Annotated in this window: 33 protein-coding genes; 1 reads left to right on the top strand and 32 read right to left on the bottom strand. The window is 57.6% G+C overall.

Annotated features, from left to right (window positions below):
* The first annotated feature begins 113 nt into the window (after positions 1 to 113).
* Entirely contained in the window at positions 114 to 2,948 is a 2,835-nt protein-coding gene (gene uvrA, locus CAF92_RS16550) for an excinuclease ABC subunit UvrA (protein WP_046615921.1), read from the top strand.
* A 135-nt stretch (positions 2,949 to 3,083) separates the two neighbouring features.
* Here uvrA and bfr read toward each other — a convergent pair whose 3' ends face one another.
* The 32 genes from bfr to fusA all read right to left on the bottom strand — a co-directional run bounded on the left by bfr (position 3,084) and on the right by fusA (position 22,522).
* The gene (bfr, locus tag CAF92_RS16545) at positions 3,084 to 3,548 is read right to left on the bottom strand and encodes a bacterioferritin (RefSeq protein ID WP_003257116.1); all 465 of its coding nucleotides are present in this window, start codon (positions 3,546 to 3,548) and stop codon (positions 3,084 to 3,086) included.
* A 163-nt stretch (positions 3,549 to 3,711) separates the two neighbouring features.
* Positions 3,712 to 5,151: a catalase gene (locus CAF92_RS16540; protein WP_085601394.1), complete on the bottom strand. Its 1,440-nt coding sequence runs from the start codon at positions 5,149 to 5,151 to the stop codon at positions 3,712 to 3,714.
* Positions 5,152 to 5,323: 172 nt separating this feature from the next.
* Positions 5,324 to 5,710, bottom strand: coding sequence for a 50S ribosomal protein L17 (gene rplQ, locus CAF92_RS16535; RefSeq protein WP_003255451.1), 387 nt, complete (start codon positions 5,708 to 5,710; stop codon positions 5,324 to 5,326).
* A 42-nt stretch (positions 5,711 to 5,752) separates the two neighbouring features.
* The gene (gene rpoA, locus CAF92_RS16530; RefSeq protein ID WP_003255452.1) at positions 5,753 to 6,754 is read right to left on the bottom strand and encodes a DNA-directed RNA polymerase subunit alpha; all 1,002 of its coding nucleotides are present in this window, start codon (positions 6,752 to 6,754) and stop codon (positions 5,753 to 5,755) included.
* A gap of 22 nt (positions 6,755 to 6,776) precedes the next feature.
* Positions 6,777 to 7,397, bottom strand: a complete 621-nt coding sequence (rpsD, locus tag CAF92_RS16525; RefSeq protein ID WP_003257114.1) for a 30S ribosomal protein S4 — start codon at positions 7,395 to 7,397, stop codon at positions 6,777 to 6,779.
* Positions 7,398 to 7,412: 15 nt separating this feature from the next.
* The gene (rpsK, locus tag CAF92_RS16520) at positions 7,413 to 7,802 is read right to left on the bottom strand and encodes a 30S ribosomal protein S11 (RefSeq protein ID WP_003255454.1); all 390 of its coding nucleotides are present in this window, start codon (positions 7,800 to 7,802) and stop codon (positions 7,413 to 7,415) included.
* An 18-nt stretch (positions 7,803 to 7,820) separates the two neighbouring features.
* Positions 7,821 to 8,177, bottom strand: coding sequence for a 30S ribosomal protein S13 (gene rpsM, locus CAF92_RS16515; protein ID WP_003257112.1), 357 nt, complete (start codon positions 8,175 to 8,177; stop codon positions 7,821 to 7,823).
* Positions 8,178 to 8,308: 131 nt separating this feature from the next.
* Positions 8,309 to 8,425: a 50S ribosomal protein L36 gene (gene rpmJ / locus CAF92_RS16510; protein ID WP_002555468.1), complete on the bottom strand. Its 117-nt coding sequence runs from the start codon at positions 8,423 to 8,425 to the stop codon at positions 8,309 to 8,311.
* A gap of 28 nt (positions 8,426 to 8,453) precedes the next feature.
* Positions 8,454 to 9,785, bottom strand: a complete 1,332-nt coding sequence (secY, locus tag CAF92_RS16505; protein WP_003257108.1) for a preprotein translocase subunit SecY — start codon at positions 9,783 to 9,785, stop codon at positions 8,454 to 8,456.
* Positions 9,786 to 10,220 carry a 50S ribosomal protein L15 gene (rplO, locus tag CAF92_RS16500; protein WP_003257107.1) on the bottom strand — a complete coding sequence of 145 codons (435 nt, stop codon included), beginning with the start codon at positions 10,218 to 10,220 and terminating at the stop codon, positions 9,786 to 9,788.
* A gap of 3 nt (positions 10,221 to 10,223) precedes the next feature.
* Positions 10,224 to 10,400, bottom strand: coding sequence for a 50S ribosomal protein L30 (rpmD, locus tag CAF92_RS16495; RefSeq protein WP_003255463.1), 177 nt, complete (start codon positions 10,398 to 10,400; stop codon positions 10,224 to 10,226).
* 2 nt (positions 10,401 to 10,402) lie between these two features.
* A complete protein-coding gene (rpsE, locus tag CAF92_RS16490) occupies positions 10,403 to 10,903 on the bottom strand; it encodes a 30S ribosomal protein S5 (RefSeq protein ID WP_003255465.1) in 501 nt (166 codons plus the stop codon).
* 3 nt (positions 10,904 to 10,906) lie between these two features.
* Positions 10,907 to 11,257 carry a 50S ribosomal protein L18 gene (gene rplR / locus CAF92_RS16485; protein ID WP_009397496.1) on the bottom strand — a complete coding sequence of 117 codons (351 nt, stop codon included), beginning with the start codon at positions 11,255 to 11,257 and terminating at the stop codon, positions 10,907 to 10,909.
* Between the two features lie 10 nt (positions 11,258 to 11,267).
* Entirely contained in the window at positions 11,268 to 11,801 is a 534-nt protein-coding gene (rplF, locus tag CAF92_RS16480; RefSeq protein WP_009681972.1) for a 50S ribosomal protein L6, read from the bottom strand.
* 12 nt (positions 11,802 to 11,813) lie between these two features.
* The gene (gene rpsH, locus CAF92_RS16475) at positions 11,814 to 12,206 is read right to left on the bottom strand and encodes a 30S ribosomal protein S8 (protein ID WP_009681971.1); all 393 of its coding nucleotides are present in this window, start codon (positions 12,204 to 12,206) and stop codon (positions 11,814 to 11,816) included.
* A 209-nt stretch (positions 12,207 to 12,415) separates the two neighbouring features.
* Entirely contained in the window at positions 12,416 to 12,721 is a 306-nt protein-coding gene (rpsN, locus tag CAF92_RS16470) for a 30S ribosomal protein S14 (protein ID WP_013970638.1), read from the bottom strand.
* 13 nt (positions 12,722 to 12,734) lie between these two features.
* Positions 12,735 to 13,274 carry a 50S ribosomal protein L5 gene (gene rplE, locus CAF92_RS16465; RefSeq protein ID WP_003257095.1) on the bottom strand — a complete coding sequence of 180 codons (540 nt, stop codon included), beginning with the start codon at positions 13,272 to 13,274 and terminating at the stop codon, positions 12,735 to 12,737.
* A 20-nt stretch (positions 13,275 to 13,294) separates the two neighbouring features.
* A complete protein-coding gene (rplX, locus tag CAF92_RS16460) occupies positions 13,295 to 13,609 on the bottom strand; it encodes a 50S ribosomal protein L24 (RefSeq protein WP_013970637.1) in 315 nt (104 codons plus the stop codon).
* Positions 13,610 to 13,620: 11 nt separating this feature from the next.
* Entirely contained in the window at positions 13,621 to 13,989 is a 369-nt protein-coding gene (gene rplN / locus CAF92_RS16455; protein WP_002555479.1) for a 50S ribosomal protein L14, read from the bottom strand.
* A gap of 23 nt (positions 13,990 to 14,012) precedes the next feature.
* Positions 14,013 to 14,279, bottom strand: a complete 267-nt coding sequence (gene rpsQ / locus CAF92_RS16450) for a 30S ribosomal protein S17 (RefSeq protein WP_003255478.1) — start codon at positions 14,277 to 14,279, stop codon at positions 14,013 to 14,015.
* 2 nt (positions 14,280 to 14,281) lie between these two features.
* Complete coding sequence (rpmC, locus tag CAF92_RS16445) at positions 14,282 to 14,473, bottom strand: 50S ribosomal protein L29 (protein ID WP_002555481.1); 192 nt, start codon at positions 14,471 to 14,473, stop codon at positions 14,282 to 14,284.
* The gene (gene rplP / locus CAF92_RS16440; protein WP_003255479.1) at positions 14,473 to 14,886 is read right to left on the bottom strand and encodes a 50S ribosomal protein L16; all 414 of its coding nucleotides are present in this window, start codon (positions 14,884 to 14,886) and stop codon (positions 14,473 to 14,475) included. Before rplP ends, rpmC begins: the two co-directional genes overlap by 1 nt.
* Positions 14,887 to 14,898: 12 nt before the next feature.
* The gene (gene rpsC / locus CAF92_RS16435) at positions 14,899 to 15,585 is read right to left on the bottom strand and encodes a 30S ribosomal protein S3 (protein WP_003255481.1); all 687 of its coding nucleotides are present in this window, start codon (positions 15,583 to 15,585) and stop codon (positions 14,899 to 14,901) included.
* A 13-nt stretch (positions 15,586 to 15,598) separates the two neighbouring features.
* Entirely contained in the window at positions 15,599 to 15,931 is a 333-nt protein-coding gene (gene rplV, locus CAF92_RS16430; protein ID WP_003103908.1) for a 50S ribosomal protein L22, read from the bottom strand.
* A gap of 11 nt (positions 15,932 to 15,942) precedes the next feature.
* A complete protein-coding gene (rpsS, locus tag CAF92_RS16425; protein WP_003255482.1) occupies positions 15,943 to 16,218 on the bottom strand; it encodes a 30S ribosomal protein S19 in 276 nt (91 codons plus the stop codon).
* 16 nt (positions 16,219 to 16,234) lie between these two features.
* The gene (rplB, locus tag CAF92_RS16420) at positions 16,235 to 17,059 is read right to left on the bottom strand and encodes a 50S ribosomal protein L2 (protein ID WP_015268750.1); all 825 of its coding nucleotides are present in this window, start codon (positions 17,057 to 17,059) and stop codon (positions 16,235 to 16,237) included.
* A gap of 14 nt (positions 17,060 to 17,073) precedes the next feature.
* The gene (gene rplW, locus CAF92_RS16415; RefSeq protein ID WP_003255484.1) at positions 17,074 to 17,373 is read right to left on the bottom strand and encodes a 50S ribosomal protein L23; all 300 of its coding nucleotides are present in this window, start codon (positions 17,371 to 17,373) and stop codon (positions 17,074 to 17,076) included.
* Positions 17,370 to 17,972, bottom strand: coding sequence for a 50S ribosomal protein L4 (rplD, locus tag CAF92_RS16410; protein ID WP_008089819.1), 603 nt, complete (start codon positions 17,970 to 17,972; stop codon positions 17,370 to 17,372). The genes rplW and rplD overlap by 4 nt, the downstream gene beginning before the upstream one ends.
* 12 nt (positions 17,973 to 17,984) lie before the next feature.
* Positions 17,985 to 18,620 carry a 50S ribosomal protein L3 gene (rplC, locus tag CAF92_RS16405; protein ID WP_003257089.1) on the bottom strand — a complete coding sequence of 212 codons (636 nt, stop codon included), beginning with the start codon at positions 18,618 to 18,620 and terminating at the stop codon, positions 17,985 to 17,987.
* An 80-nt stretch (positions 18,621 to 18,700) separates the two neighbouring features.
* Positions 18,701 to 19,012 carry a 30S ribosomal protein S10 gene (gene rpsJ / locus CAF92_RS16400; protein WP_003186070.1) on the bottom strand — a complete coding sequence of 104 codons (312 nt, stop codon included), beginning with the start codon at positions 19,010 to 19,012 and terminating at the stop codon, positions 18,701 to 18,703.
* 141 nt (positions 19,013 to 19,153) lie between these two features.
* Positions 19,154 to 20,347: an elongation factor Tu gene (gene tuf / locus CAF92_RS16395; protein WP_013970634.1), complete on the bottom strand. Its 1,194-nt coding sequence runs from the start codon at positions 20,345 to 20,347 to the stop codon at positions 19,154 to 19,156.
* 27 nt (positions 20,348 to 20,374) lie between these two features.
* Positions 20,375 to 22,522: an elongation factor G gene (fusA, locus tag CAF92_RS16390; RefSeq protein WP_046617160.1), complete on the bottom strand. Its 2,148-nt coding sequence runs from the start codon at positions 22,520 to 22,522 to the stop codon at positions 20,375 to 20,377.
* Positions 22,523 to 22,524: the final 2 nt, after the last annotated feature.

The raw sequence follows: 22,524 nt of genomic DNA, 5'->3' as shown, positions 1-22,524 counted from the left end.
AACCGGCGGCGATTCTATCAGTCCGACAGCTTGACGGCATCTACGCGACGCTTTGCCGCGTACTGGCAGGGCGCCGTATACTTCTTTGTTTATGCCCGCCGAGCGAGGCCGCAGTGGACAAGATCCTGATTCGTGGGGCACGTACCCACAACCTGAAGAACATCGACCTGACCCTGCCCCGGGACAAGCTGATCGTGATCACCGGCCTGTCCGGTTCCGGCAAGTCGTCCCTGGCGTTCGACACCCTGTACGCCGAAGGCCAGCGCCGCTATGTGGAATCGCTGTCGGCCTACGCCCGGCAGTTCCTGTCGATGATGGAAAAGCCCGACGTCGACACCATCGAAGGCCTGTCGCCAGCCATTTCCATCGAGCAGAAGTCGACCTCGCACAACCCCCGCTCCACGGTCGGTACCATCACCGAAATCTACGACTACCTGCGCCTGCTGTACGCCCGCGTCGGCACTCCGCGCTGCCCGGATCACGATATCCCGCTGGAAGCGCAAACGATCAGCCAGATGGTAGACCTGGTCCTGGAGCGCCCGGAAGGCAGCAAACTGATGCTGCTGGCGCCCGTTGTGCGCGAGCGCAAGGGCGAGCATCTGGCAGTGTTCGACGAGTTGCGCGCCCAGGGCTTTGTGCGCGCTCGGGTCAACGGCAAACTCTATGAACTCGACGAACTGCCCAAGCTGGACAAGCAGAAAAAACACAGCATCGATGTGGTGGTGGACCGCTTCAAGGTCCGCGCCGACCTGCAACAGCGCCTGGCCGAGTCGTTCGAGACCGCGCTCAAGTTGGCCGACGGGATCGCCCTGGTGGCACCGATGGATGACGAACAAGGCGAAGAGACGATCTTCTCCGCGCGTTTCGCCTGCCCGGTCTGTGGCCATGCCATCAGCGAGCTGGAGCCGAAGCTGTTCTCCTTCAACAACCCCGCCGGCGCCTGCCCTACCTGCGATGGCCTGGGGGTGAAGCAGTTCTTCGACACCAAGCGCCTGGTCAATGCCGAGCTCACCTTGGCCGAAGGCGCGATCCGCGGCTGGGACCGGCGCAACGTGTACTACTTCCAGATGCTGGGTTCGCTGGCCGCGCACTACGGCTTCAGCCTGGAGGAGCCGTTCGGCCAGCTGTCGGCCGAGCACCAGAAGGTGATCCTGCAAGGCAGCGGCAAGCAGAGCGTCGACTTCAAGTACCTCAACGACCGAGGCGACATCGTCAAGCGCTCGCACCCCTTCGAAGGCATCGTACCGAACCTGGAACGTCGCTACCGGGAGACCGAATCGGCCACCGTGCGTGAAGAACTGGCCAAGTTCCTTGGCACCCAACCCTGCCCAGATTGCCGCGGCACCCGTCTGCGCCGAGAGGCACGGCACGTGTGGGTGGGCGAGAAGACCCTGCCGGCGGTGACCAACCTGCCGATTGGTGAAGCCAGCAATTATTTCGGCGAGCTGACCCTGACCGGTCGCCGTGGCGAGATTGCGGCGAAGATCCTCAAGGAAATCTGCGAGCGCCTGCAGTTCCTGGTCAACGTCGGTCTCGACTATCTCACCCTGGACCGCAGCGCCGATACGCTGTCCGGTGGCGAGGCGCAGCGAATCCGCCTGGCCAGCCAGATCGGCGCTGGTCTTGTGGGGGTGATGTATATCCTTGATGAACCGTCCATCGGCCTTCATCAGCGAGACAATGACCGCCTGCTTGCCACCCTCAACCACCTGCGCGACCTGGGCAACACGGTGATCGTGGTGGAACACGACGAGGATGCCATCCGCCTGGCCGACTACGTGGTGGACATCGGACCGGGGGCCGGCGTGCACGGTGGGCAGATCGTCGCCGAGGGCTCGCCGCAGGAGGTCATGGACCACCCCGACTCGCTGACTGGCAAGTACCTGTCCGGCCGCAAGAAGATTGTCGTGCCGGCCAAGCGTACCCCGCGCAACAAGAAGCTACAGCTCAAGCTAAAGGGCGCACGTGGCAACAACCTGCAAAACGTCGACCTGGAAGTCCCGATCGGCCTGCTGACCTGCGTGACCGGTGTATCCGGCTCAGGTAAGTCGACGCTGATCAACAACACTCTGTTCCCACTGGCCGCAACTGCCCTGAATGGCGCAAGCAGCCTGGAGGCGGCGCCGCATGCCAGCATGGATGGCCTGCAGCACCTGGACAAGGTCGTGGACATCGACCAGAGCCCGATCGGCCGCACACCTCGCTCGAACCCGGCGACCTACACCGGCATCTTCACGCCGATCCGCGAGCTGTTCTCCGGTGTGCCGGAGTCGCGTTCGCGCGGCTATGGTCCGGGGCGTTTCTCGTTCAACGTCAAGGGGGGCCGTTGCGAGGCCTGCCAGGGCGATGGCCTGATCAAGGTGGAGATGCACTTCCTGCCGGACATCTACGTGCCGTGCGACGTGTGCAAGAGCAAGCGCTACAACCGCGAAACCCTGGAGATCAAGTACAAGGGCAAGAACATCCACGAGGTGCTGGAGATGACCATCGAGGATGCCCGCGAGTTCTTCGACGCAGTGCCGGCGCTGGCGCGCAAGCTGCAGACGTTGATGGATGTGGGGCTGTCGTACATCAAGCTGGGGCAGTCGGCGACCACCCTGTCGGGTGGTGAGGCCCAGCGAGTCAAGCTATCGCGCGAACTCTCCAAGCGTGACACCGGCAAGACACTGTACATCCTTGATGAGCCAACCACGGGCCTGCACTTTGCCGATATCCAGCAGTTGCTGGATGTGCTGCATCGCCTGCGCGACCACGGCAATACCGTGGTGGTGATCGAGCACAACCTGGATGTGATCAAGACCGCAGACTGGCTGGTGGATCTGGGGCCGGAGGGTGGCTCGAAAGGTGGGCAGATCATTGCCTGCGGTACGCCGGAAGAACTGAGTACGATGAAACAGTCGTATACCGGGCACTACCTCAAACCGTTGCTGGAGCGGGATCGGGCGTAAGGCCTTGGGGGCGCTTTGCGCCCCTTTCGCGGCACAAGGCCGCTCCTACAGGCGATCGCGTAATCTCTGGATTGACGCGTTCAAATGTATGAGCGGCCTTGTGTCGCGATAGGGCTGCAAAGCAGCCCCAGGCTTTTACATCTGCGACTGCAGGTAATTCTCGAGGCCAATGGCCTTGATCAGCCCCTGCTGCTTCTCCAGCCAGTAGGTGTGATCTTCTTCGGTATCAGCCAACTGAGCGCGCAGAATGTCGCGGCTGATGTAATCCTTGTGCAGCTCGCACAGCTCGATGCCTTTGCACAGCGCGCCGCGTACCTTGTACTCGAGCTTGAGGTCGGCCTCGATCATTTCCGGCACGGTGCTGCCCACTTCCAGGTCGTCCGCGCGCATGTCGGGGGTGCCTTCAAGCATGAGGATGCGACGCATCAGAGCATCGGCGTGCTGCGTCTCTTCTTCCATTTCGTGGTTGATGCGCTCGTAGAGCTTGGACAGGCCCCAGTCTTCGTACATACGCGAGTGAATGAAGTACTGGTCGCGCGCCGCCAGTTCGCCCTTCAGCAGCGTAACGAGGTAATTGATTACGTCCGGGTGACCTTGCATCGCCCTGCTTCTCCATGTGAAAACGTCTATGCCATATAGTGTGAACCAGCTTTTGCCTGGGGTCACTGAAAACCGCGCAATCAGAAGCAAAAAATCGGTTAAACAGTAGTGATATTCATTGAAAAACCGCCCAAATGAGGGCGGTTCTTCTTATCACTTCGACTTAGGCGAGATTGATGCCCAAGGCCTTGGCAACCCCTTCGCCATAGGCCGGATCGGCCTTGAAGAAGTATTGCAGCTGACGCTGGATCACATCTTCGCTGACGCCTGCCATGGTGCCGGCAATGTTGTTTATCAGCAGGGCTTTCTGCTCATCGTTCATCAGGCGGAACAGCGCACCGGCGTGGCTGTAGTAGTCGGTGTCTTCGCGGTGGTCGTAACGGTCTGCGGAACCATTCAGGGCCAGCGCAGGCTCGGCGTGGCGTGGCGACTGCTTCGGTGCATCGTTGTAGCTATTGGGCTCATAGTTCGGCGCGCTGCCATAACTGCCAGCGGCCATGGAACCATCACGCTGGTAGCTGTTGACCGGGCAGCGTGGTGCATTCACCGGCAGCTGCTGGTGGTTGGTACCCACCCGGTAGCGGTGCGCGTCGGCGTAGGCGAATACCCGCCCTTGCAGCATGCGGTCCGGCGACAGGCCAACACCCGGCACCATGTTACTCGGGCCAAACGCAGCCTGCTCGACCTCGGCAAAGTAGTTCAGCGGGTTACGGTTGAGCTCCAGCACGCCCACTTCAATCAACGGGTAGTCCTTCTGCGACCAGGTCTTGGTAACGTCGAAGGGGTTTTCGTCGCGGCTGGCAGCCTCGGCTTCGCTCATCACCTGGATGCATACGGTCCAGCGTGGGTAATCGCCCCGCTCGATGGCTTCGAACAGGTCGCGCTGGGCGTAGTCCGGGTCGGTACCTGCCAGGCGCGCGGCATCTGCCGGTGCGAGGTTCTTGATGCCTTGCTGGGTCTTGAAGTGCCATTTGACCCAGGTGCGTTCACCCTTGGCATTGATCAGGCTGTAGGTATGGCTACCGAAGCCGTGCATGTGGCGGTAGCCGTCCGGAATGCCGCGATCGGAGAACAGAATGGTGACCTGATGCAGCGCCTCGGGAGAGTGCGACCAGAAGTCCCACATCATCTGAGCGTTCTTCAGGTTGGATTGCGGGTGACGCTTCTGGGTGTGGATAAAGTCCGGGAACTTCAGTGGGTCGCGGATGAAGAACACCGGCGTGTTGTTACCGACGATGTCCCAGTTGCCTTCCTCGGTGTAGAACTTGACGGCAAAACCACGGGGGTCGCGCTCGGTATCTGCGGAGCCACGCTCACCACCAACAGTGGAGAAGCGCAGAAAGGTATCGGTCTGCTTGCCAACCTGTTCAAACAACTTGGCACTGGTGTAACCGGTGATATCGCGGGTGACGGTAAAGGTGCCGTAGGCGCCCGAGCCTTTTGCGTGTACGCGGCGCTCAGGAATGTTCTCGCGGTTGAAGTGGGCGAGCTTCTCGATCAGGTGGAAGTCGTCGAGCAGCAGCGGGCCGCGCGGTCCGGCGGAACGGGAATTTTGATTATCTGCTACAGGTGCACCACTGGCTGTGGTGAGAATCTTGCTCATGGGCTCTCCTTATCGGTCTTCAAGCGCCGGCTAATCGGCTCTGGAGAGAGTATTGACGAGCAAGGTTACAAGAACAAATGCATTACATGACTTGTATCAATAGAAATAAACAATAAACCTTGAAACAAAAAACCGGGCACTAGGCCCGGTTTTTTGTAGCAGACAGAACGTCTTACTCAGCAGCTTCTACAGCACCGCCGACCGGACGATCAACCAGCTCGACGTACGCCATAGGAGCGTTGTCGCCAGCGCGGAAACCGCACTTCAGGATGCGCAGGTAGCCGCCCTGACGGGTGGCGTAACGCTTGCCCAGGTCGTTGAACAGCTTGCCAACAGCGGACTTCGAACGGGTACGATCGAAGGCCAGACGGCGGTTAGCTACGCTGTCTTCCTTGGCCAGGGTGATCAGCGGCTCGGCAACGCGGCGCAGTTCCTTGGCTTTCGGCAGGGTGGTTTTGATCAGCTCGTGCTCGATCAGCGACACTGCCATGTTCTGGAACATAGCCTTGCGGTGAGAGCTGGTACGGCTCAGGTGACGTCCACTTTTACGATGACGCATGATTCATTCCTTACCAAACACTACGTTCGGTGATTACGACGATCAGGCGGTCGCCTTGTCGTCTTTCTTAAGACTTGCAGGCGGCCAGTTGTCGAGGCGCATGCCGAGAGACAGACCACGAGAGGCCAGGACGTCCTTGATTTCAGTCAGGGACTTCTTGCCCAGGTTAGGAGTCTTCAACAGCTCTACTTCGGTACGCTGAATCAGGTCGCCGATGTAGTAGATGTTCTCCGCCTTGAGGCAGTTGGCCGAACGTACAGTCAGTTCCAGGTCGTCAACCGGACGCAGCAGGATCGGATCGATCTCGTCTTCCTGCTCGACTACGACAGGCTCGCTGTCACCTTTGAGGTCGACGAACGCGGCCAACTGCTGTTGCAGGATGGTCGCAGCGCGGCGGATAGCCTCTTCAGGATCCAGGGTGCCGTTGGTTTCCAGATCAATGACCAGCTTGTCCAAGTTGGTACGCTGTTCAACACGGGCGTTCTCGACCACATAGGCGATACGACGCACCGGGCTGAACGAAGCGTCCAACTGCAGACGGCCAATGCTACGGCTTTCGTCTTCGTCGGTTTGACGGGAGTCGGCCGGCTCGTAACCACGACCACGAGCTACAGTGAGCTTCATGTTCAGGGCGCCGTTCGACGCCAGGTTCGCGATTACGTGATCGGGGTTGACGATCTCGACATCGTGATCCAGCTGAATATCGGCAGCGGTAACCACCCCCGAACCCTTTTTCGACAAGGTCAGCGTAACTTCGTCACGACCGTGCAGTTTGATAGCCAGGCCTTTCAGGTTCAACAGGATTTCAATTACGTCTTCCTGAACACCTTCGATCGCGGAGTACTCGTGGAGTACGCCGTCGATCTCGGCCTCGACTACTGCACAGCCAGGCATGGAGGACAACAGGATGCGGCGCAGCGCGTTGCCCAGGGTATGGCCGAAGCCACGCTCGAGAGGCTCGAGCGTGATCTTGGCGCGGGTCGGACTGACTACCTGCACATCAATGTGGCGGGGAGTCAGGAACTCATTTACCGAAATCTGCATGGATGCACCTATTTTCTAGCCCTTACTTGGAGTAGAGCTCGACAATCAGGTTCTCGTTGATGTCGGCAGACAGGTCGCTGCGAGCAGGAACGTTCTTGAAAACGCCCGACTTTTTAGCAGCATCCACGTCAACCCACTCAACGCGGCCACGCTGGGCGCACAGTTCAAGGGCTTGAACAATGCGCAGCTGGTTCAGCGACTTCTCGCGAACCGCGACCACGTCACCCGGACGAACTTGGTAGGATGGAATGTTTACAGTCTTACCGTTGACGCTGATCGCTTTGTGCGAAACCAGCTGACGGGACTCGGAACGAGTCGAGCCGAAGCCCATACGGTAGACGACGTTATCCAGACGGCACTCGAGCAGTTGCAGCAGGTTCTCACCGGTTGCGCCTTTTTTCGAGGCTGCAGCTTGGTAGTAACCGCGGAACTGACGCTCCAGAACACCGTAGATACGACGAACTTTTTGCTTCTCGCGCAGCTGGGTACCGTAGTCGGACTGACGGCCACGGCGCTGGCCGTGGATACCTGGGGCTGCTTCGATGTTGCACTTCGATTCCAGAGCGCGAACGCCGCTCTTCAGGAACAGGTCAGTGCCTTCACGACGAGACAGTTTGCATTTTGGACCAATGTAACGTGCCATTTATCTGTCTCCTGATTACACGCGACGCTTCTTCGGCGGACGGCACCCGTTGTGCGGGATTGGCGTCACGTCGGTGATGCTGGCGATCTTGTAGCCGCAGCTGTTCAGTGCACGAACGGCGGACTCACGACCTGGACCTGGACCCTTGACGTTTACGTCGAGGTTCTTCAGACCGTATTCCAGCGCAGCTTGACCAGCACGCTCAGCAGCGATCTGTGCTGCGAACGGGGTGGATTTGCGCGAACCACGGAAACCCGAACCACCGGAGGTCGCCCAGGACAAAGCATTGCCCTGACGGTCGGTGATGGTCACGATGGTGTTGTTGAAAGAGGCATGGATGTGGGCGATGCCATCAACCACTGTCTTTTTGACTTTCTTACGAGGACGAGCAGCAGGTTTTGCCATGTCTATATTCCTGGGCGATTACTTGCGGATCGGCTTACGCGGGCCCTTACGGGTGCGTGCGTTGGTCTTGGTGCGCTGACCGCGAACCGGCAGACCTTTACGATGACGCAGGCCGCGGTAGCAACCCAGGTCCATCAAGCGCTTGATCTTCATGTTGATGTCACGACGCAGGTCACCTTCGGTGGTGAACTTCGCGACTTCGCCACGCAGGGTTTCGATTTGCTCGTCGCTCAGATCCTTGATCTTAGCGGCTGGGTTTACACCAGCGTCTGCACAGATCTTCTGTGCAGTAGTGCGACCGACACCATAGATGTAGGTCAGCGAGATAACAGCATGCTTGTTATCTGGAATGTTGACGCCTGCAATACGGGCCATTCAGTGGGACTCCAATTGACAGCTACCTACGCCCCGGAAGCCAAGAAATAGGGCGCGAGATAATATCGCTGTAGAAACGAATAATCAACCCAGCAGCACACTAGCTGCTGGGTTTGAAGCGCAGATCACACTCAGCCTTGGCGCTGTTTGTGACGCGGTTCCGCGCTGCAGATCACTCGTACGACGCCTTCGCGACGGATGATCTTGCAGTTACGGCACAGCTTTTTCACCGATGCACGAACTTTCATTACCGACTCCTCGAACCTTAGGGGCGTATCAGCGCAGCAGACCGCTGCCACCGTAGCCTTTCAGGTTGGCTTTCTTCATCAGGGATTCGTACTGGTGCGAAACGAGGTGCGATTGTACTTGGGACATGAAGTCCATCACAACCACTACCACAATCAGCAACGAGGTCCCGCCAAGGTAGAACGGCACATTTGCTGCCACCACCAGGAACTGGGGCAGAAGGCAGACGGCCATCATGTAAAGAGCACCGAACATGGTCAAACGGGTCAGAACGCCATCAATGTAGCGTGCCGACTGCTCACCAGGACGGATACCCGGAATAAAGGCACCGGACTTCTTCAGGTTTTCCGCTACGTCTTTCGGGTTGAACATCAGCGCTGTGTAGAAGAAGCAGAAGAAAATGATCCCCGCACTAAACAGCAGAATGTTCAACGGCTGACCAGGAGCGATCGACTGCGAGATGTCCTGCAGCCAGCCCATACCCTCGGACTGACCGAACCAGGCACCCAGCGAAGCCGGGAACAGCAGAATGCTGCTCGCGAAAATGGCCGGGATTACCCCCGCCATGTTCACCTTCAGCGGCAAGTGGCTGGTCTGCGCAGCGAAGACCTTGCGGCCCTGCTGACGCTTGGCGTAGTGAACGGCGATACGACGCTGACCACGCTCAATGAACACCACGAAGCCGATAATCGCTACTGCCAGCAAACCGATAGCGACCAGGGCGAAAATGTTGATATCGCCTGTACGCGCAGACTCGAAAGACTGCCCGATTGCTCTCGGAAGACCGGCAACGATACCCGCGAAGATCAACATCGAGATACCGTTGCCCACACCGCGCTCGGTGATCTGCTCGCCCAGCCACATCATGAACATCGCGCCCGCCACGAAGGTGGAGACGGCGACGACATGGAAGCCCAGGCCTACAGAAAACGCCACGCCCTGGTTGGCCAGGCCAATGGACATGCCAATGGCTTGAACCAGTGCCAGGATAACGGTGCCGTAGCGGGTGTACTGGCTGATCTTGCGACGGCCAGCTTCACCTTCCTTCTTCAACTGCTCCAGTTGCGGGCTGACCGCAGTCATCAGCTGCATGATGATCGATGCCGAGATGTACGGCATGATCCCCAGTGCAAAGATGCTCATGCGCTCGAGCGCGCCACCGGAAAACATGTTGAACAAGCTAAGAATGGTCCCCTCATTCTGCCGAAACAGATCCGCCAGACGGTCTGGATTGATGCCAGGAACCGGGATATGCGCACCTATCCGATAGACGATGATCGCCATGAACAGAAAGCGCAGACGAGCCCAGAGTTCCGACATCCCGCCCTTACCGAGCGAAGAGAGAGCACCTTGCTTAGCCATTTATTCCTCGAACTTGCCGCCAGCTGCTTCGATAGCCGCACGCGCACCCTTGGTGGCTGCGATACCCTTGATGGTGACTGCGCGAGTGACTTCGCCAGACAGCATGATTTTCACGCGCTGTACGTTCTGGCCGATCACGTTGGCATCCTTCAGGGATTGCACGGAGATCACGTCGCCTTCCACCTTGGCCAGCTCGGACAGACGCACTTCGGCGCGGTCCATGGCTTTCAGGGAAACGAAGCCGAACTTCGGCAGACGACGGTGCAGCGGCTGTTGACCGCCTTCGAAGCCAGGAGCGATCGAACCACCCGAACGGGAAGTCTGACCTTTGTGACCACGGCCGCCAGTCTTACCCAGACCGCTACCGATACCACGACCTGGACGATGCTTCTCGCGACGGGAACCCGGCGCTGGACTCAGATCATTGAGTTTCATCGATTAACCCTCGACCTTCAGCATGTAGTAAGCCTTGTTGATCATCCCGCGGTTTTCGGGAGTATCCTGGACTTCTACAGTGTGACCGATGCGACGCAGACCCAGGCCCTTAACGCACAGCTTGTGGTTAGGCAGACGGCCCGAGACGCTCTTGATCAGCGTTACTTTTACGGTTGCCATGATCAGAAGATCTCCTCGACGCTCTTGCCGCGCTTGGCAGCAATGGATTCAGGAGATTGCATGGCTTTCAGACCCTTGAAGGTGGCGTAAACCACGTTCACTGGGTTGGTCGAACCGTAGCACTTGGCCAGAACGTTCTGAACACCAGCAACTTCCAGGACAGCACGCATTGCGCCACCGGCGATGATACCGGTACCTTCCGAGGCAGGCTGCATGTAAACCTTCGAGGCGCCGTGGGCAGCCTTGGTGGCGTACTGCAGGGTGGTGCCCTTCAGGTCAACCTGGATCATGTTGCGGCGAGCAGCTTCCATGGCTTTCTGGATCGCGGCAGGTACTTCGCGCGATTTGCCACGGCCGAAGCCAACACGACCCTTGCCATCACCTACCACGGTCAGCGCGGTGAAGGTGAAGATACGGCCGCCTTTTACGGTTTTGGCAACGCGGTTAACTTGAACCAGCTTCTCGATGTAGCCTTCGTCGCGCTTTTGATCGTTATTTGCCATAACTTAGAACTCCAGCCCGCCTTCACGAGCAGCATCAGCCAGCGCTTTGACGCGGCCGTGGTACTTGAAGCCGGAACGGTCAAAGGCAACTTGAGATACACCGGCGGCTTTCGCACGCTCAGCTACCAGCTTGCCAACCTTAGTGGCCGCGTCGATGTTGCCAGTGGCGCCATCACGCAGTTCTTTGTCCAAGGTCGAGGCGCTTGCCAGAACCTTGCTGCCGTCGGCCGAAATGACCTGGGCGTAGATGTGCTGCGAGGAGCGGAACACGCACAGGCGCACGACTTCGAGTTCGTGCATCTTGAGACGTGCTTTGCGAGCGCGACGCAGTCGAGTAACTTTTTTGTCGGTCATTTGCTAGGCCCTACTTCTTCTTGGCTTCTTTACGACGGACTACTTCGTCCGCGTAACGCACACCCTTGCCTTTGTAAGGCTCTGGCGGACGGAAGTCGCGGATTTCAGCGGCCACCTGACCTACCAGCTGCTTGTCGATACCCTTGATCAGGATGTCGGTCTGGCTTGGGGTTTCAGCGGTGATACCGGCTGGCAGTTCGTAGTCCACTGGGTGCGAGAAGCCCAGGGCCAGGTTCAGGACGGTGCCCTTGGCCTGTGCCTTGTAACCAACACCGACCAGCTGGAGCTTGCGCTCGAAGCCTTGGCTTACGCCCTGGACCATGTTGTTCACCAGGGCACGGGTGGTACCGGCCATGGCGCGAGCTTGCTGGTCACCGTTGCGAGCGACGAAACGCAGCTCGCCAGACTCTTCGGTAACTTCAACAGACGAGTGAACGTTCAGTTCGAGAGTGCCTTTGGCACCCTTCACCGAAAGCTGCTGACCGGCGAATTTGACTTCGACGCCTGCTGGCAGCTTAACGGGGTTCTTAGCGACGCGAGACATGCCTATCTCCCCTTAGAACACTGTGCACAGAACTTCGCCGCCGACACCGGCAGCGCGTGCAGCGCGATCAGTCATCACACCTTTGTTGGTGGAGACGATAGACACGCCCAGACCGCCACGTACTTTCGGCAGCTCTGCGACGGACTTGTACTGGCGCAGACCTGGACGGCTGGAGCGCTTCAGTTCCTCGATGACCGGACGGCCTTCGAAGTACTTCAGTTCGATCGACAGGGAAGGCTTGGCCTCACCAGTTACCTGGTAGCCGGCGATGTAACCTTCGTCTTTCAGAACTTTGGCAACCGCGACCTTCAGGGTGGAGGAAGGCATGCTTACGACGGACTTTTCAGCCATCTGGGCATTACGGATGCGAGTTAGCATGTCCGCTAACGGGTCCTGCATACTCATGGGCTAGATGCTCCTGATACAAGAATTATTAGCCTTGCGGCTATCACAACCACCCGAGCGGACAGGGCAAAAAACCCAGGCTCAGGTGAGCCGGTCATTCTAGACACAAGGCAGAAACGAAACAAGCCCCATATAGGGGCTTGTTTGTTGGCGGCGTCACCGGCGGTCGGAAGATTGCTCCCCTTCCGCCGGGTTCCTGCCTGCAGCGATTACCAGGAGGCCTTGACCAGACCTGGTACGTCACCGCGCATTGCAGCTTGACGCAGCATGTTACGGCCCAGGCCGAACTTACGGTATACACCGTGAGGACGACCGGTCAGGCGGCAACGGTTGCGCAGACGCGAAGCGGAGGCATCACGTGGCTGCTTCTGCAGGGCGACAACGGCAGCGAAACGCTCTTCAGGAGAGGCGTTCAGGTTGACGATGGTCGCTTTCAGCTCGGCACGCTTTTTGGCGTACTTGGCTACCGTGAGCTGACGCTTCAGCTCGCGGTTTTTCATGCTCTTCTTGGCCATTTTCCTACTCCAATCAGTTGCGGAACGGGAACTTGAAAGCACGCAGCAGAGCGCGGCCTTCGTCGTCCGAACGAGCAGTGGTGGTCAGGGTGATGTCCAAACCGCGCAGAGCATCGATCTTGTCGTAGTCGATTTCCGGGAAGATGATCTGCTCTTTCACGCCCATGCTGTAGTTGCCACGGCCATCGAAGGACTTGGCATTCAGGCCGCGGAAGTCGCGAACCCGAGGCAGGGAGATCGCCAGCAGGCGGTCCAGGAATTCGTACATCTTGTCGCGACGCAGGGTCACCTTGACACCGATCGGCCAGCCTTCACGGACTTTGAAGCCCGCGATGGATTTACGAGCGAAAGTCACGACCGGCTTTTGACCGGTGATCTTTTCCAGGTCGGCAACAGCGTGCTCGATGACTTTCTTGTCGCCGATCGCTTCGCCCAGACCCATGTTCAGGGTGATCTTGGTAACGCGCGGAACTTCCATCACGTTCGACAGCTTAAGTTCTTCCTTAAGCTTGGGAGCGATTTCGTTCCGGTAAATCTCTTTCAGTCGTGCCATGGTCTTCTACCTAGCAGTGTTCAAGCATCAACCGCTTTTTGGGTCGACTTGAAGACACGAATTTTTTTACCGTCTTCTACTTTGAAACCAACGCGGTCAGCCTTGTTGGTTTCACCGTTGAAGATGGCAACGTTGGAAGCGTGCAGAGGCGCTTCTTTTTCGACGATACCGCCCTGTACGCCCGCCATCGGGTTAGGCTTGGTATGACGCTTGACCAGGTTCACGCCACCAACAACCAGACGGTTGTCAGCCAGAACCTTCAGCACCTTACCGCGCTTACCTTTGTCTTTGCCGGCGATCACGATGATCTCGTCGTCACGACGAATCTTTTGCATGTCGGATCTCCTTACAGCACTTCAGGGGCGAGCGAGACGATCTTCATGAACTTCTCGGTACGAAGTTCACGGGTCACTGGCCCGAAGATGCGAGTGCCGATCGGCTCTTGCTTGTTGTTCAGCAGAACAGCAGCGTTGCCGTCGAAACGAATGATGGAACCGTCAGCGCGACGAACACCGTGACGGGTGCGCACGACAACAGCAGTCATCACTTGGCCTTTCTTGACCTTACCGCGCGGAATCGCTTCCTTGACGGTTACCTTGATGATGTCACCGATGCCGGCGTAACGGCGGTGCGAACCGCCGAGCACCTTGATGCACATGACGCGACGAGCGCCGCTGTTATCGGCCACATCGAGCATGGATTGAGTCTGAATCATAAAATTTCTCCGACCCTTCGCCCTTAGACTTCAACAGCGCGTTCGAGGACTTCAACCAGTGCCCAGGACTTGGTCTTGGCCAGCGGACGGGTTTCACGGATGGAAACCTTGTCGCCGATCTTGCACTGGTTGGCTTCGTCGTGCGCGTGCAGCTTAGTCGAACGCTTAACGTATTTACCGTAGATCGGGTGCTTGACGCGACGCTCGATCAGAACGGTGATGGTCTTGTCCATTTTGTCGCTGACGACACGGCCAGTCAGCGTACGGACGGTTTTTTCAGCTTCAGCCATGATCACTTACCTGCCTGCTGGTTGAGCACAGTTTTCACGCGAGCGATGTCACGCTTAACTTGCGAGAGCAGGTGCGACTGCCCCAACTGGCCAGTTGCTTTCTGCATACGCAGATTGAACTGGTCGCGCAGCAAGCCGAGCAGTTGCTCATTCAGTTGCTGTGCCGATTTTTCACGAAGTTCATTCGCTTTCATCACATCACCGTCCGCTTAACAAAGGAGGTGGCGAGAGGCAGCTTTGCAGCAGCCAGGGCGAAAGCTTCGCGCGCCAGCTCTTCAGAAACACCCTCGATTTCATACAGGACTTTGCCTGGCTGAATCTGGGCAACCCAGTATTCCACGGAACCCTTACCTTTACCCATACGAACCTCGAGAGGCTTCTTGGAGATCGGCTTGTCCGGGAACACACGGATCCAGATCTTGCCGCCACGTTTTACGTGACGGGTCAGCGCACGACGTGCGGACTCGATCTGGCGAGCGGTGAGGCGACCGCGAGCAACAGCTTTCAGGGCGAATTCGCCGAAGCTGACTTTGCTACCGCGCAGTGCCAGACCACGGTTGTGGCCGGTCATCTGCTTGCGGAATTTTGTACGCTTTGGTTGCAACATTTGGCGTACCCCTTACTTAGCAGCTTTTTTACGAGGCGCTGGTGCTTGTGGTTTCAGTTCTTCTTGGCGACCACCAATAACTTCGCCTTTGAAGATCCAAACCTTCACACCGATCACACCGTAAGTGGTGTGAGCTTCGTAGGTGTTGTAGTCGATATCGGCACGCAGGGTGTGCAGAGGCACACGACCTTCGCGATACCACTCGGTACGAGCAATCTCAGCACCGCCGAGACGACCGCTCACCTGGATCTTGATGCCCTTGGCACCAATACGCATGGCGTTCTGTACGGCGCGCTTCATGGCGCGACGGAACATTACGCGGCGTTCCAGCTGCTGAGCTACGCTCTGCGCAACCAGCATAGCGTCGAGTTCCGGCTTGCGGATCTCTTCGATGTTGATGTGCACAGGCACACCCATCTGCTTGGTCAGGTCCTGACGCAGCTTCTCGACATCTTCACCTTTCTTACCGATAACGATACCGGGACGAGCGGTGTGGATGGTGATGCGTGCAGTTTGAGCCGGACGATGAATATCGATACGGCTTACGGACGCGCTTTTTAGTTTGTCTTGGAGGTACTCACGCGTTTTCAGATCCTTCAACAGGTAATCTGCGTAAGTAGCACCGTCTGCGTACCAGACGGAGGTGTGCTCCTTGACGATTCCCAGGCGAATGCCAGTGGGATGTACTTTCTGACCCATCTGATCGACTCCGTTACTTGTCCGCAACCTTGACAGTGATATGGCAAGACCGCTTGACGATGCGATCAGCACGGCCTTTGGCACGTGGCATGATGCGCTTCAGCGAACGCCCTTCGTTGACGAAGACGGTGGAGACCTTCAGGTCATCAACGTCTGCGCCTTCGTTGTGTTCGGCGTTGGCAACGGCCGACTCGAGGACTTTCTTCATGATTTCAGCGGCTTTTTTGCTGCTGAAGGCCAACAGGTTGAGCGCTTCGCCCACCTTCTTCCCGCGGATCTGGTCGGCGACCAAGCGGGCTTTCTGGGCGGAGATGCGAGCGCCCGACAACTTAGCGGCTACTTCCATTTCCTTACCCCTTAACGCTTGGCTTTCTTGTCAGCCACGTGCCCGCGGTAGGTGCGGGTACCGGCGAACTCGCCCAGTTTGTGGCCGACCATGTCTTCGTTCACCAGAACTGGAACATGTTGACGACCGTTGTGTACCGCGATGGTCAGACCGACCATTTGTGGCAGGATCATCGAACGGCGCGACCAGGTTTTAACTGGCTTGCGATCGTTCTTCTCCACCGCCACTTCGACCTTCTTCAACAGGTGAAGATCGATAAAAGGACCTTTTTTCAGAGAACGTGGCACTGTCGTATCCCTCTAGTTACTTGCGACGACGGACGATCATGTTGTCGGTACGCTTATTACCACGGGTCTTCGCACCCTTGGTTGGGAAGCCCCATGGCGATACCGGATGACGACCACCGGAGGTACGACCTTCACCACCACCATGTGGGTGGTCAACCGGGTTCATGGCAACACCACGAACGGTTGGGCGAACGCCGCGCCAGCGTTTGGCACCAGCTTTACCCAGCGAACGCAGGCTGTGCTCGGAGTTCGAGACTTCGCCCAGGGTCGCACGGCACTCAGCCAGGACTTTACGCATTTCACCAGAGCGCAGACGCAGGGTCACGTAGACACCTTCGCGAGCGATCAGCTGAGCCGAGGCACCAGCGGAACGAGCGATCTGAGCACCTTTACCCGGCTTCAGTTCGATGCCGTGAATGGTGCTACCTACTGGAATGTTGCGCAGCTGCAGGGAGTTACCGGCCTTGATTGGGGCCAGGGCACCTGCGATCAGCTGGTCGCCAGCGCTCACGCCTTTAGGGGCGATGATGTAGCGACGCTCACCGTCTGCGTAGCACAGCAGGGCGATGTGAGCAGTACGGTTCGGGTCGTATTCGATACGCTCGACAGTGGCTGGGATGCCATCTTTGTCGTTGCGACGGAAGTCGACCAGACGGTAATGCTGCTTGTGACCACCACCAACGTGACGAGTGGTAATGCGGCCATTGTTGTTACGACCACCAGACTTCGATTTTTTCTCGATCAGCGGTGCGTGAGGAGCGCCTTTGTGCAGCTCCTGGTTGACCACCTTGACCACGAAACGGCGGCCAGGGGAAGTCGGTTTGCATTTAACGATTGCCATGATGCACCCCTTCCTTACTCAGCACTGCTGCTGAAATCGAGATCTTGGCCTGGCTGAAGGGAGACGATTGCCTTCTTCCAGTCATTACGCTTGCCCAGACCACGTGCGGTACGCTTGGTTTTACCCAGAACGTTAACAGTCGACACGTTTTCAACTTTTACGTTGAACAGGCCTTCGACAGCTTTCTTGATTTCCAGCTTGGTTGCATCGGTAGCAACCTTGAATACGAACTGGCCTTTTTTCTCAGCCAGAACGGTAGCCTTCTCGGAAACGTGCGGGCCAAGGAGGACTTTGAATACGCGTTCCTGGTTCATCCCAGCAGCTCCTCGAATTTCTTCACGGCCGAGACAGTGATCAACACTTTCTCGTATGCGATCAGACTGACCGGGTCGGAACCTTGTACGTCACGTACATCGACGTGCGGCAGGTTGCGAGCAGCCAGGTACAGGTTCTGATCAACAGCGTCGGAAACGATCAGTACGTCGTTCAGACCCATGCCGTTCAGCTTGTTCAGCAGATCTTTGGTTTTCGGCGCTTCAACAGCGAAGTCCTGAACCACGACCAGACGGTCGCTACGCACCAGCTCAGCGAGGATGGAGCGCAGGGCCGCGCGGTACATCTTCTTGTTGAGCTTCTGCGAGTGATCTTGAGGGCGAGCTGCGAAGGTTACACCACCGCCACGCCAGATCGGACCACGAGTGGTACCAGCACGAGCACGGCCAGTACCCTTCTGACGCCATGGGCGCTTACCGCCACCAGCCACGTCGGAACGGGTCTTCTGCTGCTTGGTGCCCTGACGGCCGCCGGCCATGTAGGCCACGACTGCTTGGTGTACCAGCGTCTCGTTGAATTCGCCACCGAAAGTCAGTTCGGAAACTTCGATCGCCTGAGCGTCATTTACATTGAGTTGCATGTCAGTTTCCCCTTAACCGCGAGCCTTGACAGCTGGACGTACAACCACGTCGCCGCCAGTAGCGCCTGGAACGGCACCCTTGACCAGCAGCAGGTTGCGCTCAGCGTCTACGCGAACTACTTCCAGGGACTGAACAGTCACGCGCTCGGCGCCCATGTGACCGGACATTTTCTTGCCCTTGAACACACGACCAGGAGTCTGGCACTGGCCGATGGAACCTGGGACACGGTGCGACACGGAGTTACCGTGGGTGTTGTCCTGGCCACGGAAGTTCCAGCGCTTGATGGTACCGGCGAAGCCTTTACCTTTGGACTGACCAGTAACGTCTACCAGCTGGCCTGCAGTGAAGAGTTCAGCTTTGATCAGATCGCCAGCCTGGAAATCGCCTTCTTCAAGACGGAACTCCCAGACACCGCGACCAGCGGCAACGTTGGCCTTGGCGAAGTGACCTGCCTGAGCGGCAGTCACACGCGAAGCACGACGCTCGCCGACAGTGACTTGCACTGCACGGTAGCCATCGGTTTCTTCAGTTTTGAACTGGGTGACGCGATTCGGCTCGATCTCGATGACCGTGACCGGAATGGAGACACCTTCTTCGGTGAAAATGCGGGTCATACCGCATTTGCGACCGATTACACCAATAGTCATGTTGTAAACCTCATGAGTGTACGGGGCTTTCACCCGCTATGGCCGCCCATTTCAGAGCGTTACACGACCAGACCGAAGTCTTAGCCGAGGCTGATCTGTACTTCCACACCTGCCGCCAGATCAAGCTTCATCAGCGCATCAACGGTTTTATCCGTTGGCTGGACGATGTCCAGAACACGCTTATGAGTGCGGATCTCGTACTGGTCACGCGCGTCTTTGTTGACGTGCGGGGAAACCAGAACGGTGAAACGCTCTTTGCGGGTAGGCAGTGGAATTGGACCACGCACTTGTGCACCAGTACGTTTCGCGGTTTCCACGATTTCCTGGGTGGATTGGTCGATCAGGCGATGGTCGAAAGCCTTCAACCTGATACGGATTTGCTGATTTTGCATTGGATTTCAGACTCCAGGCTGTTCCCAACGGACGCACTACGCCCGCTAAAAGGAGGCGTGATTCTATAGACGCCCCCATTTAGTGTCAACCCAATAAAAAAAACCCCCGCTGAGCGGGGGTTTTTTCAATCGGTCGAGTGATTACTCGATGATTTTTGCTACGACGCCGGCGCCGACGGTACGACCGCCTTCACGGATAGCGAAGCGCAGACCGTCTTCCATTGCGATGGTCTTGATCAGGGTAACAGTCATCTGAATGTTGTCACCTGGCATTACCATTTCAACGCCTTCCGGCAGTTCGCAGTTACCGGTCACGTCAGTGGTACGGAAGTAGAACTGAGGACGGTAGCCTTTGAAGAACGGAGTGTGACGACCGCCTTCTTCCTTCGACAGAACGTAGACTTCTGCGGTGAACTTGGTGTGCGGCTTGACCGAACCTGGCTTGACCAGAACCTGGCCACGCTCAACGTCGTCACGCTTGGTACCACGCAGCAGAACGCCGCAGTTCTCGCCAGCACGACCTTCGTCCAGCAGCTTGCGGAACATTTCAACACCGGTGCAGGTGGTGGTCGAAGTGTCACGCAGACCAACGATTTCCAGCGGATCCTGAACGCGGACGATACCACGCTCGATACGACCGGTAACAACGGTACCACGACCCGAGATCGAGAATACGTCTTCGATCGGCATCAGGAACGGCTGGTCAACGGCACGAACTGGCTCAGGGATGTAGGCATCCAGAGTTTCTACCAGCTTCTTGACAGCGGTAGTACCCATTTCGTTGTCGTCTTTGCCTTCCAGGGCCATACGAGCCGAACCGATGATGATCGGGGTGTCGTCGCCTGGGAAGTCGTAGGTGGACAGCAGGTCGCGAACTTCCATCTCGACCAGTTCCAGCAGCTCGGCGTCGTCTACCAGGTCAGCCTTGTTCAGGAAGACCACGATGTAAGGAACGCCTACCTGACGGGACAGCAGGATGTGCTCACGGGTTTGTGGCATCGGACCATCGGCGGCCGAGCAAACCAGGATCGCGCCGTCCATCTGGGCAGCACCGGTGATCATGTTCTTCACGTAGTCAGCGTGACCCGGGCAGTCAACGTGAGCGTAGTGACGAATGTTCGAGTTGTACTCGACGTGAGCGGTGTTGATGGTGATACCGCGCGCTTTTTCTTCCGGAGCCGAGTCGATCTTGTCGAACTCAACGACTGCCGAACCGAAAACTTCGGAGCAGACGCGAGTCAGAGCTGCGGTCAGAGTGGTCTTACCGTGGTCAACGTGGCCGATGGTGCCGACGTTAACGTGGGGAAGGGAACGATCAAATTTTTCTTTAGCCACGACAGTGAACCTCTTGCCTAAAGGGGATTAGCCTTGTTTTTTAACGAGTGCTTCGACGATGTTCGACGGAGCTTCGGCGTATTTGGAGAATTCCATGGAGTAGCTTGCGCGACCCTGAGACATGGAACGAACGTCGGTTGCGTAACCGAACATCTCTCCGAGCGGAACTTCAGCGCGGACGACACGGCCAGAGACCGATTCATCCATACCCTGGACCAGACCACGACGACGGTTCAGGTCACCCATCACGTCACCCAGGTAGTCTTCCGGGGTTACAACTTCGACCTTCATGATCGGCTCGAGGACCACGCCACCACCCTTCTGGGCCAGTTGCTTGGTTGCCATCGAAGCAGCGATCTTGAACGCCATTTCGTTGGAGTCGACGTCGTGGTACGAACCGTCGAACACGGTAGCCTTCAGGCCGATCAGCGGATAGCCGGCAACAACACCGTTCTTCATCTGCTCTTCGATACCCTTCTGGATCGCAGGGATGTATTCCTTCGGAACCACACCACCAACGACTTCGTTGGTGAAGACCAGGCCCTCAGTGATATTGCCCTTATCGTCTTCATCCGGCTGCGAGAAGCGAATCCAGCAGTGACCGAACTGACCACGACCACCCGACTGGCGAACGAACTTGCCTTCGATCTCCACACCGGACTTGGTGATCTTCTCGCGGTACGAAACCTGCGGCTTGCCGATGTTGGCCTCAACGTTGAATTCACGCTTCATGCGGTCAACGATGATGTCCAGGTGCAGCTCACCCATACCGGAGATGATGGTCTGACCAGTCTCTTCGTCGGTCTTGACGCGGAACGACGGGTCTTCCTGAGCCAGCTTGCCCAGAGCGATACCCATCTTTTCCTGGTCCTGCTTGGTCTTCGGCTCGACAGACAGCGAAATCACTGGCTCCGGGAAGTCCATGCGCTCAAGGATGATTGGCTTGTCGGCGTCGCACAGGGTTTCACCAGTGGTAACGTCCTTCATGCCGATCAGGGCCGCGATGTCGCCAGCGCGCACTTCCTTGATCTCTTCACGCTGGTTGGCGTGCATCTGCACCATACGACCAACGCGCTCTTTCTTGCCTTTGACCGAGTTGATGACCGAGTCACCGGAGCTCAGAACGCCCGAGTAGACGCGAACGAAGGTCAGGGTACCTACGAACGGGTCGGTAGCGATCTTGAACGCCAGAGCCGAGAACGGCTCGTTGTCGTCGGCGTGACGCTCGTCCTGCTGCTCTTCGGTGATCTCATCCTTCGGCACTTCGGCCAGATCAGGGTGGATACCCTTGATCGCAGGAATTTCGGTCGGAGCAGGCAGGAAGTCGATAACGGCGTCGAGAACCAGGGGAACCCCCTTGTTCTTGAACGACGAACCGCAGACAGCCGGAACGATCTCGCTGGCCAGGGTGCGCGCACGCAGACCTGCCTTGATTTCTTCGACGGTCAGCTCACCTTCTTCAAGGTACTTGTTCATCAGCTCTTCGCTGGCTTCGGCGGCGGCTTCAACCATGTTGTTGCGCCATTCGTTAGCCAGGTCGACCATATCCGCTGGAATTTCTTCTTCGCGGTAGGTAGTGCCTTTGTCGTCTTCGTTCCAGTAGATGGCTTTCATCTTGATCAGGTCAACCTGACCCTGGAAGTCGTCTTCTGCACCGATAGCCAGCTGGACCGGAACCGGGGTGTGACCCAGGCGGTTCTTGATCTGGCCGACAACGCGCAGGAAGTTGGCACCAGCACGGTCCATCTTGTTCACGTAGACAACACGTGGAACGCCGTACTTGTTGGCCTGACGCCATACGGTTTCGGACTGCGGCTCAACGCCGGAGGTACCGCAGAACACAACGACCGCGCCGTCGAGTACACGCAGCGAACGCTCTACTTCAATGGTGAAGTCAACGTGGCCGGGGGTATCGATGACGTTTACGCGGTAGTTGTCGTACTGACCACGGGAACCTTTCCAGAAGGTGGTAACGGCAGCGGAGGTAATGGTGATACCGCGCTCCTGCTCCTGCACCATCCAGTCGGTGGTCGCGGCGCCGTCATGCACCTCGCCCATCTTGTGGCTCAGACCTGTGTAGAACAGGATCCGCTCGGTAGTGGTAGTCTTGCCCGCGTCAACGTGGGCGCAGATACCGATGTTACGGTAGCGGTTAATTGCTGTAGTACGAGCCATAA

Source organism: Pseudomonas sp. B10(2017) (genome assembly GCF_002113295.1).
Lineage (GTDB): Bacteria > Pseudomonadota > Gammaproteobacteria > Pseudomonadales > Pseudomonadaceae > Aquipseudomonas > Aquipseudomonas pudica.
This window is presented reverse-complemented; position numbering and strand designations above follow the sequence as displayed.